14 protein-coding genes are annotated in these 15868 nt (G+C 67.8%); 6 read left to right on the top strand and 8 right to left on the bottom strand.

The window, feature by feature from the left end; translation table 11 throughout:
• Positions 1 to 66 precede the first annotated feature (66 nt).
• From HV798_RS16840 to HV798_RS16805, 8 genes are all read right to left on the bottom strand, one after another.
• Entirely contained in the window at positions 67 to 777 is a 711-nt protein-coding gene (locus HV798_RS16840) for an ABC transporter ATP-binding protein (protein WP_175195457.1), read from the bottom strand.
• Complete coding sequence (locus HV798_RS16835) at positions 765 to 1553, bottom strand: ABC transporter ATP-binding protein (RefSeq protein WP_175195459.1); 789 nt, start codon at positions 1551 to 1553, stop codon at positions 765 to 767. The genes HV798_RS16840 and HV798_RS16835 overlap by 13 nt, the downstream gene beginning before the upstream one ends.
• On the bottom strand, positions 1546 to 2577 hold the full coding sequence (locus tag HV798_RS16830; RefSeq protein ID WP_175195461.1) for a branched-chain amino acid ABC transporter permease: 1032 nt from the start codon (positions 2575 to 2577) through the stop codon (positions 1546 to 1548). The genes HV798_RS16835 and HV798_RS16830 overlap by 8 nt, the downstream gene beginning before the upstream one ends.
• Before the next feature lie 2 nt (positions 2578 to 2579).
• On the bottom strand, positions 2580 to 3461 hold the full coding sequence (locus HV798_RS16825; protein WP_175195463.1) for a branched-chain amino acid ABC transporter permease: 882 nt from the start codon (positions 3459 to 3461) through the stop codon (positions 2580 to 2582).
• Positions 3462 to 3470: 9 nt separating this feature from the next.
• Positions 3471 to 4631: an ABC transporter substrate-binding protein gene (locus HV798_RS16820; RefSeq protein WP_175195465.1), complete on the bottom strand. Its 1161-nt coding sequence runs from the start codon at positions 4629 to 4631 to the stop codon at positions 3471 to 3473.
• Between the two features lie 31 nt (positions 4632 to 4662).
• Positions 4663 to 5505, bottom strand: a complete 843-nt coding sequence (locus tag HV798_RS16815; RefSeq protein ID WP_175195467.1) for an alpha/beta fold hydrolase — start codon at positions 5503 to 5505, stop codon at positions 4663 to 4665.
• Positions 5502 to 7061: a benzoate-CoA ligase family protein gene (locus HV798_RS16810; RefSeq protein WP_175195469.1), complete on the bottom strand. Its 1560-nt coding sequence runs from the start codon at positions 7059 to 7061 to the stop codon at positions 5502 to 5504. The genes HV798_RS16815 and HV798_RS16810 overlap by 4 nt, the downstream gene beginning before the upstream one ends.
• Before the next feature lie 106 nt (positions 7062 to 7167).
• Complete coding sequence (locus HV798_RS16805; RefSeq protein ID WP_175195471.1) at positions 7168 to 7638, bottom strand: DUF4863 family protein; 471 nt, start codon at positions 7636 to 7638, stop codon at positions 7168 to 7170.
• 176 nt (positions 7639 to 7814) lie between these two features.
• Between HV798_RS16805 and HV798_RS16800 the strand changes: the two genes are divergently transcribed.
• From HV798_RS16800 to HV798_RS16775, 6 genes are all read left to right on the top strand, one after another.
• Positions 7815 to 8726: a helix-turn-helix transcriptional regulator gene (locus tag HV798_RS16800; RefSeq protein ID WP_025137417.1), complete on the top strand. Its 912-nt coding sequence runs from the start codon at positions 7815 to 7817 to the stop codon at positions 8724 to 8726.
• Between the two features lie 197 nt (positions 8727 to 8923).
• Positions 8924 to 10582: a 2,3-epoxybenzoyl-CoA dihydrolase gene (boxC, locus tag HV798_RS16795; protein ID WP_175216477.1), complete on the top strand. Its 1659-nt coding sequence runs from the start codon at positions 8924 to 8926 to the stop codon at positions 10580 to 10582.
• Between the two features lie 36 nt (positions 10583 to 10618).
• Positions 10619 to 12046, top strand: coding sequence for a benzoyl-CoA 2,3-epoxidase subunit BoxB (gene boxB / locus HV798_RS16790; RefSeq protein WP_025137419.1), 1428 nt, complete (start codon positions 10619 to 10621; stop codon positions 12044 to 12046).
• A 51-nt stretch (positions 12047 to 12097) separates the two neighbouring features.
• Entirely contained in the window at positions 12098 to 13333 is a 1236-nt protein-coding gene (gene boxA, locus HV798_RS16785; RefSeq protein WP_025137420.1) for a benzoyl-CoA 2,3-epoxidase subunit BoxA, read from the top strand.
• Between the two features lie 108 nt (positions 13334 to 13441).
• On the top strand, positions 13442 to 13882 hold the full coding sequence (locus tag HV798_RS16780; protein ID WP_025137421.1) for a MaoC family dehydratase: 441 nt from the start codon (positions 13442 to 13444) through the stop codon (positions 13880 to 13882).
• A gap of 275 nt (positions 13883 to 14157) precedes the next feature.
• Entirely contained in the window at positions 14158 to 15789 is a 1632-nt protein-coding gene (locus HV798_RS16775; protein WP_175195474.1) for a phage tail protein, read from the top strand.
• Positions 15790 to 15868 lie beyond the last annotated feature (79 nt).

Genomic DNA, 15868 nt, shown 5'->3' with positions numbered 1-15868 from the left:
TGACGGAATGCTGGCAAGCCCCGCCGCGCCGGCCATCGGCGCGGCGGGGCTTTTTCATGGTGGGTTCTAGACGCCCAGATAGCGCGTCAACTGTTCCGGCCTGGCCGCCAGCGCGGCGCTGTCGCCATCCTGCGCGATCAGGCCTTTCTCCATCACCAGGCAGCGGTCGGTATGGGCCAGCACCGCGCGGTAATTGCGGTCCACGATCAGAGTGGACATGCCCGTTTCGCGGATGCGCCGGATGATGCGCCAGATCTCGGCCACGATCAGCGGCGCCAGGCCTTCGGTGGCTTCGTCCAGGATCAGCAGGTCGGGGTTGGTCATCAGCGCGCGGCCGATGGCCAGCATCTGCTGTTCGCCGCCGGACAATTGCTGGCCGCCGTGGCCCAGGCGTTCGGCCAGCCGGGGAAAGGTTTCCAGCACGCGGTCGTAGTGCCAGTCCTGGCGGCCCTGGACGCCGGCGCGCGCGGCCACCAGCAGGTTTTCGCGCACGCTCAGGTTGGGAAAGATGCCGCGGCCTTCGGGCACGTAGGCGATGCCCAGCCGTGCGATGGCATGGGGGCGGGCCCGGGTGCAGTCCCGTCCGCGCACGGTGACGTTGCCGCGCGCGCTGGGCACCTGGCCCACCAGGCTGCGGATCAGCGTGGTCTTGCCCATGCCGTTGCGGCCCACCAGGCCCACGGATTCGCCCGCCGCGATGCGCAGGTCGACGCCGCGCAGCACATGGCTGGCGCCGTAATACACGTGCAGGCCGCCGGCCTCGATCAATGCGGGCATGCGGGGTCTCCGAAAGCGGTGTCCGCCGCCAGGTCTTCGCCCAGGTAGGCGGTGCGCACCTCGGCGTTGGCGCGGATCGCTGCGGGGCTGCCGCTGGCGATGCTGCTGCCGTTGACCATGACGGTGATGGTGTCGGCGATGCGAAAGACGGCGTCCATGTCGTGTTCCACCAGCAGGATCGCGTGGCCGTCCTTCAGCGTTTGCAGCAGGGCCAGGATGCGGTCGGTTTCTTCCGGCCCCATGCCGGCCAGGGGTTCGTCCAGCAGCAGCACCTGCGGTTCGCCCGCCAGGCACATGGCGATTTCCAGCTGGCGCTTGCGGCCATGCGGCAGCAGGCCGGCCGGCTGCCCGGCGTCGTCCGCCAGCCCGGTGCGGGCCAGCGCCTGTTCGGCCAGCGCCGCGCTGGTCCGGCAGGCCGATGCCGGCCGCCACCAATGCCAGAAGCGCTGGCGCCGCGCCTGCGCGGCCAGGCGGCAATTCTCGAACACACTCAGTTCAGGAAACAGCGTGGACCGCTGGTAGCTGCGGCCCAGTCCCGCCTGGGCCCGTTCGGGCTGGCTCCAGGCGGTGATGTCGCGGCCGCCCAGCGAGACCTCGCCGCTGGTGGGCGCCAGTTCCCCGGACAGCAGGTTGATCAGCGTCGACTTGCCCGCGCCGTTGGTGCCGATGACGGCGTGGACTTCGCCGCGTTGCAGCGCCAGCGACACGCCATTGACGGCGGTCAGGCCGCCGAAGCGGCGCGTGATGCCGCAGGCGGCCAGCAGGGGATCAGGCATGGGGCTCTCCGGGTAGGGGCAGGCGCAGCGGCGCCGGGGGGGAGGCGGCGGGCGCTTCGCGGCGCGCGCGGCGGCGGCGCCACTGCGCGGGCAGGCCCGCCAGGCCATCGGGCAGCAGGGCGACCAGCGCGATGATGGCCAGGCCCAGCGGCAGGTGCCAGTGGCGCGCATAGTCGCCAAACAGCGCCTGCGACTGGAACAGCTCCTGCAGCAGCACCAGCGCCGCCGTGCCGAGCACCGCGCCGCCCTGGCTGCCCATGCCGCCCAGGATCACCATCAGCAGCACCAGGCCCGATTGTTCCCAGGCCAGCAGCTCGGGCGTGACGAAGCCGTCCTTCAAGGCAAACAGGAAGCCGGCCAGCCCCGCCAGCGCGGCGCCGATGACATACGCGGCCAGCTTGTACGGATAGGTCGAATACCCGGCCGCGCGCATGCGCTGTTCGTTGATGCGGATGCCGGCCAGCGCCGCGCCGAAGGGAGAACGCCGCAGCAGCGCCAGAAAGCCCCAGGTCAGCGCCAGGCAGGCCAGCACGAAGAAGTAATACGTGGCGCCCTGGTCCAGGTCGAACGGGCGCCAGCCGCCGATGTCGGCTTGCGGCCGGAAGTACAGGTAGATGCCGTCGCTGCCGCCGCCCGCCTTGGTGTCGTGGAACACGTAATAGGCCATCTGCGCAAAGGCCAGCGTCACCATGATGAAGTACACGCCGCGAGTGCGCAGCGCCAGCGCGCCGGTGATGAGGGCGTAGACGGCCGCGGCCAGCAGCGCCGCAGGCAGCAGCCACCACAGGCTGCCCGCTTCCGATGCCGGCGACAGCAACGCGGCGGCATAGGCGCCGATGCCGAAGAAGGCGGCGTGCCCCAGGCTGACCAGCCCCGCGCCGCCCACCAGCAGTTGCAGGCTCAGCGCGAACACCGCGTAGATCATGATCTTCACGGCCAGCCCGGTGTAGTAGTCACTGCCGCTCCAGGCGAAGGCCGCCAGCGCCAGCAGGGTCAGGCAAGGAAGGAGTCGATTCAGCGTCATGGTCAGCCCTGTTTGAACAGCCCTTCGGGCTTGCACAGAAGAATGGCGGCCATCAGCACGTACACCAGCACGCCCGCGGCGGCCGGGAACAGCACCTGGCCGAAGGTCTCGACCACGCCCACCAGCATCGCCGCCACGAACGCGCCGCGGATCGAACCGATGCCGCCGATCACCACCACCACGAAGCAGACGATCAGCACGCCGTTGCCCATGCCGGGGTACACCGACGACACGGGCGCGGCAATGCTGCCGGCCAGCGCCGCCAGCGCCACGCCCGCGGCGAACACCAGCCGGTAGAGCTTGTTGATGTCGATGCCCAATGAGCCGGTCATCTCGCGATTGCTGGCGCCGGCGCGCAGCATCATGCCCAGCCGCGTGCGCGCGATGACCCAGTACAGGAGCAGCGCCACGCCGATGCCCACGCCCGAGATGAACAGCCGATACACCGGATAGGTCATCACGTCGCCCAGCGCGATGCTGCCTTGCAGCCAGGCGGGCAGCGGCACGCCGTGCACGTCGTTGCCCACCAGGATGCTGCGCAGTTCCTCGAACACCAGGATCAGGCCGTAGGTCATCAGCACCTGCTGCAGGTGGTTGCGCCGGTACAGGTAGCTGAAGAACGCGGCTTCGAGCAGGTAACCCAGCGCGGCGGCCGCCAGCACGCAGACCGCCAGCGTGGTGAGGAAGCCGCCGCCCAGCCAGCGGTCCACCGCCGGCCCCAGCGCGAACGCCATGTAGGCGCCGATCATGTAGAAGCTGCCATGGGCCAGGTTGATGATGCCCATGATGCCGAAGATCAGCGTCAGCCCGCTGGCCACCAGGAACAGCAGCAGGCCGTACTGGAAGGCGTTCAGGCTCTGGATGAGCAGGATGCCGGCGTCCATGGGTCTGTCCTAGAGCTTGCAGCCGCGGGCGGGGTCGGCCAGCTTGCGCACGGCCACGTCCACCACCTTGTTTTCCAGCCCGTCGACGCGGCGCAGGTAGATGTCCTGCACCGGGTTGCCGGCGGCCGACAGCGTGAACGGGCCGCGCGGGCTGTCCACCGTGGCGCCGCGCATGGCCTGGCGGAAGTCCGCCTTCTTGGCGAAGTCGCCCTGCACCGCGGTCAGGCCCGATTGCATCAGCTGCGCCGCGTCATAGCCCTGCACCGCATAGACGTCGGGCTGTGCGTTGTAGGCCTTGGCGTAGTCGGCGCGAAAGGCGTTGTCGCGCGGCGTGTTCAGTCCGTCGGCATAGTGCAGCGTGGTCAGCAGACCCTGCGCCGATGCACCCTGCGCGGGCAGCGTGCCGTCGGTGAGAAAGCCCGAGCCGTACAGCGGAATGGTCTTGTCCAGGCCCGCCGCGTGGTAGTCCTGCACGAACTTCACCGCGCCGCCGCCGGCAAAGAAGGTGAACACCATGTCGGGTTTGAGCGCGGCGATCTCGGTCAGGAGCGATTGGAATTCGACGTTGGGGAAGGGCAGGCTCAGTTCCTTGACCACCTTGCCGCCGGCCTGCTCGAAGCCTTCCTTGAAGCCGCCGATGGCCTCGTCGCCGGCCGCGTATTTCCAGGTGATGGTGACCGCCGTCTTGTGGCCGCGCGCCTTGGCCACCGGCCCCATGGCGTAGGCCGGCTGCCAGTTGGTGAAAGACGTGCGGAAGATGCCCGGGCCGCACAGCGGGCCGGTGATGGCGTTGGCGCCGGCATTGGTCACGATCAGCGTGGTGTCCGAATCCTTGGCGGCCTTGGCCAGGGCCATCGCCACGCCGGAGTGCACGGTGCCGATCAGCACGTCCACCTGGTCGCGCTTGATCAGGCGATTGGCGTTTTCGGCCGCCTTGGACGGGTTGGATTCGTCGTCCACCTTGAAGTATTCGATCTCGCGCCCGCCCAGCTTGCCGCCCTGTTCGGCCACATACAGCTTGAAGCCGTTCTCGATGGCGTTGCCGAGCGCGGCGAAGGTGCCGCTGTAAGGCAGCATGAAACCGACTTTGAGCTTGTCGGCGGCCAGGGCGCCGCTGGCGGCAAGCATCAGGGCGGCGCCTAGCGCGGCCCGGGACAGGGCATGGGTCATGGTGGGTCTCCGTACGTTGTTATGGGCTGCCTTAGCGGCGGCCGGGTGGGTCCAGCGCGCCGATGAAGCCGGCGATGGCCTGGATGACGGTGGCGGGCTGGTCCTTGTGCGGCGAATGGCGGCAGTCGGGAATCTCCAGCAGTTGCGTCTGCGGCGCGGCATCGCGGATGCCGCGGATCTGCGCCAGCGTGCCGTATTCGTCGTCGATGCCCTGCATCGCCAGGACGGGGCAGGTGATGGCGGGCAGGCGGGTCCGCAGGTCCCATTGGGCAAAGCCCGGGTCCAGCCAGATGTCGTTCCAGCCCCGAAAGGCGGAATCCACGTCATCGTGGTGGCGCGCCAGGCGCTCGCGCAGGCTGCCTTCCTGATAGGCCTGCCGCGCCAGGCGGATATGGTCCACGGTGCGCGTTTCGACGAAGATGTGCGGCGCGGCCGCCACCACGCCGGCTACGGCGGCCGGATGGCGGGCCGCATAGAGCAGGGCGATCGAGCCGCCGTCGCTGTGGCCGAACAGCACGGGGCGATCGCGCCCGGCATCCACGCCCAGCGCGGCCAACAACGCGGGCAGCACCTCTTCGGCTTCGCGATGCATGAAATCGGCGGCGCGTTTTTCGCCCGCGGCCAGGGGCGTGGACCGGCCATAGCCATGGCGCGAATACACCAGCCCGCGGCAGCCGACGGCCTCGCACACCTGTTGCGGCCAGTCTTTCCACATCGACACCGAGCCCAACCCTTCATGCAGGAACACCAGCAGCGGGGCATCGCGCCGCTGGGGCGAAAGCCAGCGGTATTCCAGGCGCTGGGGGCGGCCCGGCACGTGCAGGTCGACCCAGCCGGCGTCCTCGTCGGCCTGGAGAGCGGGGGCGGCCGTCATGGCGTGACCTGTTCCAGCTGGCGCAGGCGGAAGCGCTGGATCTTGCCGGTGGCGGTCTTGGGCAGTTCCTCGGTGAAGTCGATCTGGCGCGGGTACTTGAAGGGCGCCAGGTGCTGCTTCACATAGCGCTGCAGGTCGGCGCCGGTCTGCGCATCGGGCGCGAAGCCGGGGCGCAGCACCACGTAGGCCTTGGTCTTGACCAGCCCGTCGTGGTCGGGCACGCCGATCACGGCGGCTTCGAGTACGGCCTCGTGCTGCACCAGGATGTTCTCGACTTCGACCGGCGACACATACTGGCCGCTGACCTTGATCATGTCGTCGCTGCGGCCGGCATAGGTGTAGTAGCCGTCGGCATCACACACGTATTTGTCGCCGCTTTTCAGCCAGTCGCCCAGGAAGCACTGGCGCGTCTTGTCGCGGTTGTTCCAGTACATCAGCGCGGCGCTGGGGCCCTTGATGTAGAGGTCGCCGATGGCGCCGGCGGCCACCGGGGCGCCATTGTCGTCGCGTAGCTGCACTTCGTAGCCGGGTACCGGCTTGCCGGTGGTGCCGTAGCGCAGCTGGCCGGCCTGGTTCGAGATGAAGATGTGCAGCATTTCCGTCGAGCCGATGCCGTCCAGGATCTCGCAGCCGAAATGGCGCGTGAAGCGCTCGCCGATATCGCGCGGCAGCGCCTCGCCGGCCGAGGTGCAGACGCGCATCGCGACGCGTTCGCGCGGCGGCAGGTCAGGGGCCGCCAGCATGCTGGCATACAGCGTGGGCACGCCGTAGAACACGGTCGGGCGATGCTGCGTCAGGCGCTGGAATACCGCCTGCGGTGTGGGCCGTTCGGCCATCAGGACCACCGTGGCGCCCACCGACAGCGGAAAGGTCAGGCCGTTGCCCAGGCCATAGGCAAAGAACAGCTTGGCGGCGGAAAACGCCACGTCGTTCTCGCGGATGCCCAGCACCGGCTTGGCATACAGCTCGGCCGTGTGCCACAGGTTGCCGTGGGTATGCACCACGCCCTTGGGCTTGCCGGTCGACCCCGACGAATACAGCCAGAACGCGATTTCGTCGGACAGCGTGCGCACGGCCGGCGCCAGCGGCGCCGCGGCCAGCAACGCGTCCAGATCATGCGCGCCGGCCGGCAGCGGCGCGGTCGGCTGCGAGACCACCAGGTGTTCGACCTCGCCGGGCGCCTGCGCCAGCGCGGCCTGCAACGTCGGCAGCAGCGCGCCGGACACGAAGGCGGCCCGCACCCGGCTGTGGCTCAGGATGTAGGCATAGTCGTCGGCCGTCAGCAGCGTGTTCACGGCCACCGGCACCACGCCCGCGTGCAGCGCGCCCAGGAACGCCACCGGCCAATCCACCGTGTCCTGCATCAGCAGCAGCACGCGCTCTTCGCGCCGCAGGCCCAGCTGTCGCAGCGCGCCCGCCATGCGCGCCACGCGCTCGGCCAGCTCGCCGTAGGTCAGTTGGCGGGTGTCGTCGATGTAGGCCGTCTTGGCGGCGCGCGGCGCGTTCAGGGCCGCCAGGTGACTGGCGAAATTCAATTCGGCGGGACAGGCATTCACGGTGGTCTCCTGGTGTTCTGGCGGGCGTTGGGCCCGGGCCTGTGGTCGGCCCTTGTCGGCATTGCGGGCCATGCTGGCGCTCAAGGCCGCATGACGGGGTGGGGGTTCAGGGGCGCGCGAAATCGATGGCACCGCCGGGCAGCAGATACAGCACCAGCGCGCGGCCTTGCGTGACTGTCGGCGCATGCGCGCTGCCGGGGCCGTAGACCAGCCAGCCGGCGCCGTGGCCGTCGAAGCGGGCCTGGGCGGTCAGCGGCATGATCATGTCGATTTCGCCGTTGGGGTGGGCGTGGTGCGGACCCGCCAGGTCGTCCATGTCGACCACGTCGACGGAACAGCCGGCCAGGTCGTCGGCCGGCTTGATGACGCGGCCGTAGCGGATGCCGCCGCCTTCGCGGTTGCACATCCAGCCGTCGGCCACGCCTTGTCTACAGGCACTGAAGATGTCGGTGTACAGGGCGCTGCCGGGGCCGGCATCGCGGTTCAGGCGGTCTTGCAGGGCGCCGTCCAGCGCCTGCCCGGCCATCAGGTCGGTGACCTGGCGCATCAGGGCGTGGAATCGTTCAGGCGTACTCACCGTATCTCCTCCTTTACACTGTCGGCGCTTCAGCGGGATGCAATCCAGTGCTGTTTTGTCGCACCTGACACGCTGTTGAAGCTGTTGGAGGAAAAATAGTGCTTCCATTGATCTGGGTCAAGCACTATAGTGCATAAATCGAGTGTTATCAGGGTATTTGCGGAGTCAGCTACACCATGAACCAAGCGCTAGACGCGGCGCCATCCGAAGAACCCCAACGCGAAGCCTTCCTGGTGGCCCTGGGCGAGCGGGTACGCCGCCTGCGGGCCATCCGCGGCATGACGCGCAAGGGCCTGTCGCAGGTGACGGGCGTGTCCGAGCGCCACCTGGCCAACCTCGAACACGGGGTCGGCAATGCCTCGATCCTGGTATTGCTGCAAATTGCCAAGGCCTTCAATTGCGCGCTGGCCGAACTGGTCGGCGACGTCACCACCGAATCGCCCGACTGGCTGCTGATCCGTGAACTGCTCAGCGGCCGCACCGAATCGGACCTGCAACGGGCGCGGGAAGCCCTGACGCAGCTGTTCGGCGTGGGCGCCGGGGCGCAGCGGCCCAACCGCACCCAGCGCGTGGCGCTGATCGGCCTGCGCGGCGCCGGCAAGTCGACGCTGGGCCAGATGCTGGCCGACGACCTGGGTTACCCCTTCGTCGAGCTGAACCGCGAAATCGAGCGCGTGGCCGGCTGCAGCATCCTGGAAATCCACAATCTGTACGGTCCCAACGCCTACCGCCGCTACGAGCGCCGCGCCCTCGAAGAGGCGGTGCAGATCTACCCCGAAATGGTGCTGGCCACCCCCGGCGGCCTGGTGTCCGAACCGGCGACGCTCAACCTGCTGCTGGCCCATTGCTATACGGTGTGGCTGCGCGCCACCCCGGAAGAACACATGGGCCGGGTCATGGCACAGGGCGACTTTCGCCCCATGTCGGGCAACAACGAGGCCATGGCCGATCTCAAGCGCATCCTGGCCGGCCGCGAGGCCTTCTACGCCAAGGCCGACCTGACCTGGGTCACCAGCCACCTGGAGGTGCAGGAAAGCTTCGCCGGCCTGCGGACCCAGGTGCGCAAGGCCTGCGGCCTGCCGTTGTAGCGGTCGGTTCATCGGTGGGTTTGCGCCAGGGCCGCCCTTTGGGGCGGCCCTGTTCATTGCGGCGGCCGCGCGCCTCCAAGAAACTGCACTTTTGTGCATCTTTTGCTTGACGCTGATTTTCACCTGCACTAATATGCATAATAATTCATGTGATGCAGTATTTTTCCTGTACGCCAGGGTGCACGAGGAGACAAGCGATGAGCAGCGCAGCCACCAAGGTCGATTTTCGGACCGACCCCGCCCAGTACCGCCATTGGCGCCTGACGTTCGACGGCCCAGTGGCCACCTTGGCGATGGATGTCGCCGAAGACGGCGGCCTGCGCCCCGGCTACAAGCTCAAGCTCAATTCGTACGACCTGGGCGTGGACATCGAACTGCACGACGCCCTGCAACGCATCCGCTTCGAGCACCCGGAAGTGCGCAGCGTGGTCGTCACCAGCATGAAAGACCGCATCTTCTGTTCGGGCGCCAACATCTTCATGCTGGGCCTGTCGTCACACGCCTGGAAGGTGAACTTCTGCAAGTTCACCAACGAAACCCGTAACGGCATCGAAGACTCCAGCCGCCACGGCGGTCTGAAGTTCATCGCTGCGCTCAACGGCGCCTGCGCGGGCGGTGGCTACGAGCTGGCGCTGGCCTGCGACGAGATCCTGCTGATCGACGACCGCTCGTCGTCGGTCGCCTTGCCCGAAGTGCCGCTGCTGGGCGTGCTGCCTGGCACTGGCGGCCTGACCCGCGTGACCGACAAGCGCCGGGTGCGCCACGATCACGCCGATATCTTCTGCACCCTGGTCGAAGGCGTGCGCGGCCAGCGCGCCAAGGACTGGCGGCTGGTCGACGATGTGGTCAAGCCGGCCCAGTTCGAGGCCGCGGTGCGCGCCCGCGCGCTGGCGCTGGCCGAGGGCAGCGGCCGCCCGCAGGGCGAGACCGGCGTGGCGCTGACGCCGTTGATGCGCGAAGAAAGCGCCGATGCCTTGTCGTACCGCTATGTCGACGTCCAGCTCGACCGGGCCCGCCGCCAGGCCACCTGGACCGTGCGCGCGCCGCTGGCGCCGGTCGAATCCGAACTGCCGGACATCCTGGCCGCGGGCGCCGCCTGGTGGCCCTTGCAGATGGCGCGCGAACTGGACGACGCCATCCTGTCCCTGCGCACCAACGAGCTGGACATCGGCACCTGGATCCTCAAGACCGAGGGCGACGCCCAGGCCGTGCTGGCCGCCGACGCCGCGCTGCAACGCCATGCCGGCCACTGGTTCGTGCGCGAAACCGCCGGCCTGCTGCGCCGCACGCTGGCGCGGCTGGACGTGACCTCGCGCAGCCTGTTCGCGCTGATCGAACCCGGTTCGTGCTTTGCCGGCACGCTGCTTGAACTGGCCCTGGCCGCCGACCGCAGCTACATGCTGGACAGCGACGCGGGCGAGGCCGCCGCCAGCCTGATCGTGGGCGAGGCCAACTTCGGCGCCTATCCGATGGTCAATGGCCAGAGCCGCCTGCAACGGCGCTTCTACGAAGAAGCGCCGCCGCTGGACGCGGTGCGCGCCCGTGCCGGCCAGCCGCTGGCGGCCAAGGACGCCCTGGCGCTGGGCCTGGTGACCTTTGCCCCCGACAGCATCGACTGGGACGACGAAGTCCGCATGGTGCTGGAAGAGCGCCGCGCGCTGTCGCCTGATGCGCTCACCGGCCTGGAAGCCAACCTGCGCTTCGGCGGCCGCGAAACCATGGAAACGCGCATCTTCGGCCGGCTGACCGCCTGGCAGAACTGGATTTTCAACCGCCCCAACGCCGCGGGCGAGAAGGGTGCGCTCAAGCTGTACGGCAAAGGCGAGCAGGCGACATTCGACTGGAACCGCGTCTGAGCGGCCCCACGATCAAAAAGAACCAGGAGCGAGACAATGTCAGGCATCAACTACACCGACAAGATCCCCAATAACGTCAACCTGTCCGGCGACCGCACACTGCAACGCGCGCTGGAACACTGGCAGCCCAACTACCTGCAATGGTGGCAGGACATGGGGCCGGACGGCTCGCACGGCTTTGACGTGTACCTGCGCACCGCGGTCAGCGTCGAGCCGGACGGCTGGGCGCATTTCAACCACGTGCGCATGCCGGACTACCGCTGGGGCATCTTCCTGGCGCCGCAGGACGGCCAGCGCAAGATCCACTTCGGCGAAAACATCGGCCGCGATGTCTGGCAGGACGTGCCCGGCGAACACCGCGCCAACCTGCGCCGCATCATCGTCACGCAGGGCGACACCGAGCCCGCGTCGATCGAACAGCAGCGCCACCTGGGCCTGACCGCGCCGTCGCAATACGACCTGCGCAACCTGTTCCAGATCAACGTCGAAGAAGGCCGCCACCTGTGGGCCATGGTGTACCTGCTGCACCGCTATTTCGGCCGCGATGGCCGCGAAGAGGCCGACGCACTGCTGCAGCGCACGTCGGGGGATTCGGACAACCCGCGCATCCTGGGCGCCTTCAATGAAAAGACGCCCGACTGGCTGGCGTTCTACATGTTCACCTACTTCACCGACCGCGACGGCAAGTTCCAGCTGTGCGCGCTGGCTGAATCCAGCTTCGACCCGCTGGCCCGCACTACCAAGTTCATGCTCACCGAAGAAGCCCACCACATGTTCGTGGGCGAATCCGGCATTTCGCGCGTCATCCAGCGCACCTGCGAAGTGATGAACCAGTTGAAGACCGACGACCCGGCCAGCGTACGCGCGGCCGGCGTGATCGACCTGCCCACCATCCAGCGCTACCTGAATTTCCACTACAGCGTCACCATCGACCTCTTCGGCGCCGACCAGTCGTCCAACGCCGCCATCTTCTACGGTTCGGGCCTGAAAGGCCGCTACGAAGAAAGCAAGCGCACCGACGACCACCAGCTCAAGAACGACACCTACCGCGTGCTGACGGTCAACAACGGCAAGCTTGGCGAAGCCGAGGTGCCGATGCTCAATGCCCTGAATGAAGTGTTGCGCGACGACTTCATCCGTGACTCCATCGCCGGCATCGGCCGCTGGAACAAGGTCATCGAAAAGAGCGGCATTGCGTTTCGCCTGCAAGTGCCGCACAAGGCCTTCAACCGCCAGATCGGCACGCTGGCCGGCATCCGCATGTCGCCCGAAGGCGAGGTGCTGTCCGAAGCACAGTGGCAGGCCCACCGGCACCAGTGGCTGCCCACGCCCGAAGACCGCGAATTCGTGGCCTCGCTGATGGGCCGCGTCACCGAGCCGGGCAAGTTCGCCAACTGGATCGCGCCGCCGGTCATGGGCGTGAACCGCCAGCCGGTGAATTTCGAGTACGTCCGTTTCAACTGAGGCGCGGCGGCGGCGCCCGGCGCCGCCGCGGTGCGTATTGGGATGACCGCGATGAACGCAGCCCTGCCCGTAGATGTCCTGAAGCAGCATCTCATCGATCCCGAGATCTGCATCCGTTGCAATACCTGCGAAGAAACCTGTCCGGTCGACGCGATCACGCACGACAGCAACAACTACGTGGTCGACCCCGACATCTGCAACGGTTGCATGGCCTGTGTGCCGCCGTGCCCGACGGGGTCCATCGACAACTGGCGCCTGGTCGTGCGCGCCCAGGCCTACACGCTGGCGGACCAGTTGGGCTGGGATGAGTTGCCGCGCGAAGAAGCGCTGCCCGAGGCGGCCGCGGCAGTCTTGCCGCCGGCCGATGCCACCGCACCGGAACCGCCCGCGAACGTGGCCTACACCGCGGCCGGCGCCAGCGTGCCGCCCTGGTCGGCGGCGCATCCGTACGTCAACCTCTACACCCACAAGACGCCCGTCACTGCGACCGTGGTGGGCAACTATCGCGTCACCGGCGCGGACACCGACAGCGACATCCACCACCTCGTGCTGGACTTCGGCGAGCTGCCGTTCCCGGTGCTGGAAGGCCAGTCCATCGGCATCCTGCCGCCGGGCGTCGATGCGCAGGGCCGGCCGCACCACGCGCGCCAATATTCGCTTGCCAGCCCGCGCGACGGCGAACGCGCCGGCTACAACAACCTGTCGCTGACCGTGAAGCGCGTCACCGAAGACCATCAGGGCAACGCCGCCCACGGGGTGTGTTCGAACTACCTGTGCGACCTGGCCAAGCACGATACGGTGCAGGTCATCGGCCCCTTCGGCCAGACCTTCCTGATGCCCAATCATCCGCGGGCCAACCTCATCATGATCTGCACGGGCACGGGGTCGGCGCCCATGCGCGCCATGACCGAACGCTATCGCCGCCGCATCGACACCGGCGAGAACGGCCGGCTGATGCTGTTCTTCGGCGCGCGCACCGAGCGCGAGCTGCCGTACTTCGGCCCGCTGATGAAACTGCCGCGCGACTTCATCGACATCAACCTGGCGCTGTCCCGCGAGGCGAGCCAGCCCAAGCGCTACGTGCAGGACCTGATCCGCGAGCGGGCCGCCGACGTGCTTGGCCTGCTGGCCGACCGCAATACCTGCATCTACGTGTGCGGATTGAAGGGCATGGAGGTCGGCGTGCTGGACGCGCTGCGCGAGGTGACGATGCAATCGGGGCAGGATTGGACTATCCTGCATGACGTGTTGCGCCGCGAGGGGCGGCTGCACTTCGAAACCTACTGACGTCGAGCACCATCGACTCGGAACCGGCGCGGCAAGACTGGGCAAACCTGGCGTGGCAAGCCCGACCAGCCTTGGCGCGCCGCTTGCATCACGAGGGGAAGTCCACCCATGAAGTTCGCCGATTTCAAGGACGGCATGCTGATCAAGGCCGGTCCTGTCACCATCACCGAAGCCGAGATTCTCGAGTTCGCCCGCAAGTACGATCCCCAATGGTTCCACACCGACGTCCAGCGCGCCGCCGAAGGCCGCTGGGGCGGCCTCATCGCCAGCGGCTGGCACACCTGCGCGCTGGCCATGCGCATGGCAGTGGACTCGGCGCTGCACGATTCCGAATCCTTCGGCTCGCCCGGCCTGGGCGAAGTGCGCTGGCGCACGCCGGTGCGTCCCGGCGACCAGCTGCGGCTGGAAGCCCGTGTACAGGGCGTGCGCACGTCGTCGTCGCGCCCCGACCTGGGCATCATCACCTGGGCCTGGACGGTGCTGAACCAGCACGACGAAGGCGTGCTGGAACTGGACGCCACCAGCCTGTTCGACCTGTCCGGAGACTGATCCCGTCGCAGGCGCCCTTCGGTTCGCGCCGCGTCCGCCGGCCACCGGCTCCATGTCGCAGTTCGCTTGCCGGCCGGGCCGATAGCCCCCTAACATGACTGCGTCGTGGGCGAATTGCGTCCATTGATCCCGAAAGCCCGCCCAGGACACTGAGCGGGCTTTTTGCATGGGGCCAATGAATCAGGCATCGCCCCAGCCATATCTCGCCCACCCGCATTGTGCCGGTGGGCTTTTTTTTCGGCGGCGCTGCCGCGTTCTGTCTTCAAGGGCCCTTCATGCAAATCCTCAAACCCATCAAGGTCGGCCAGGCGCCGAACGACCAGACCGGCGATACCTTGCGCGATGCGATGGTCGTCGTCAACGAGAACTTCACCAAGACCCGCAGCGGCGTCGATGCCGTGGAAGTCGCGGCGGCCGCCGCGCAGCGCAAGGCGGACGCCGCCATTCCCGCCGCGGAAAAGGGCGCGGCCGGCGGCGTGACGCCATTGGATGCGGCAGGCAAGGTGCCGGCCGCGCATCTGCCGGAACCCGCCATTCCGCTCGCACAGAAAGCGGCCCCTGGCGGTGTCGCGCCGCTGGATGAAGGCAGCCGGGTGCCGGTCGATTTCCTGCCGATCACGGAACCGGCCGTGCCGTTGGCGCAGAAGGGCCAGCCCGGCGGCGTTGCCACGCTGGCGGTCGACGGCAAGATCACGCCGCTGCAATTGCCCGACCTGATTCCGGCCGCAGAAAAGGCGCAGCCCTATGGCGTTGCGACGCTCGCCGTCGACGGCAAGATCGACCCGTCGCAGTTGCCCGCGCTGATCCCGGTGGCCGAGAAAGGCCGCGCCAACGGCGTGGCGATGCTGGGCGCCGACGGCCGCGTGCCCGCCGTGCAACTGCCGGCGGTGCAGGACGCCGTGCCGCTGGCGGAAAAAGGCCTGCCGGGTGGCGTGGCCACGTTGGGAGGGGATGGCAAGGTGCCGGCTGAGCAGATGCCGCCGATTCCCATGGGGCCGCCGGTGGCCACCATCGCGTGGTGGCCCTTACGCGCGTCCATCCCGGCCGGGCAGATTCCGGCGGACGGCCAAACCATTTCGCGTGCCACGTTTCCCGATTTGGCCGCCATGGTGACGGCGGGCAAGTTGCCCGTCGTGCCGGAATCGGACTGGCTGGCCGACCCGCTCAAGCGCGGCAGTTACACGCTCGGCGACGGTGCCACCACCATCCGTGTGCCGGACTTGAATGGTGTCGCCAGCGGTTCGCTGGCGGCGATGGTGTTGCGGGGCGACGGCGCGAGATCCGCAGGCACGCCGGGCAGGCTGCAGGCAGATCAACTGGGTCCGATGGACTACCGCGTGGTCAGCGGATTCAACCAGGCGACCAACGTTCTGGCCGATGGGTCGTTGAACGCCGTGATGCCTTCGGGGAATTTCGCTGGCTACACATTCACGACGACTCGGCAAACCACGTCCGGCAATCGGTGGATTGCCAACACCGGCGACGAAACGCGGATGGCGAACGCCACGGGGGTATGGACGATACATGCCTTCGCAGCGGTGACCCATTCGGGCGCTATCGATGTCGCTCAACTGGCCAGCGACTATGCCGCGCTGAACGCCGCCTTTCAGACGTTGCGCGGGCAGGCGTTCGGGGTGAACCAGACCTTGCAGGACGTGACGGCCTCTCGCAAGTTGGATGTGATCTACACGAATGGCACGGGCCGTCCCATCGTCGTGTACGTGTATGCCATTTCCACTGCCCCCAATGGGTATCTTTTCCTGGCAATTGACGAAAAGCCCGTGGGCGTGGGCTCCTATCCCATCACGTCCTCGACCTGCGTCGCCACTGCCGTGGTGCCACCCGGGTCCACCTACCGAGCCTCGACGTCGGCCGCGAATCTCTCCACCTGGCGGGAATACCGGTAATGCAGACAGGCCACCACGGCCTGCGCGACGCGCTGCGCCCGGTTTCCCTTTCAGATTGATTCCATCCAAGGACTCCCTC

It is taken from the genome of Achromobacter deleyi, assembly GCF_902859705.1.
In the GTDB taxonomy this organism is placed as follows: domain Bacteria; phylum Pseudomonadota; class Gammaproteobacteria; order Burkholderiales; family Burkholderiaceae_B; genus Achromobacter; species Achromobacter deleyi.
Note: the sequence above shows the minus strand (reverse complement) of the source record. Positions and strands in the feature narration are given on the sequence as shown.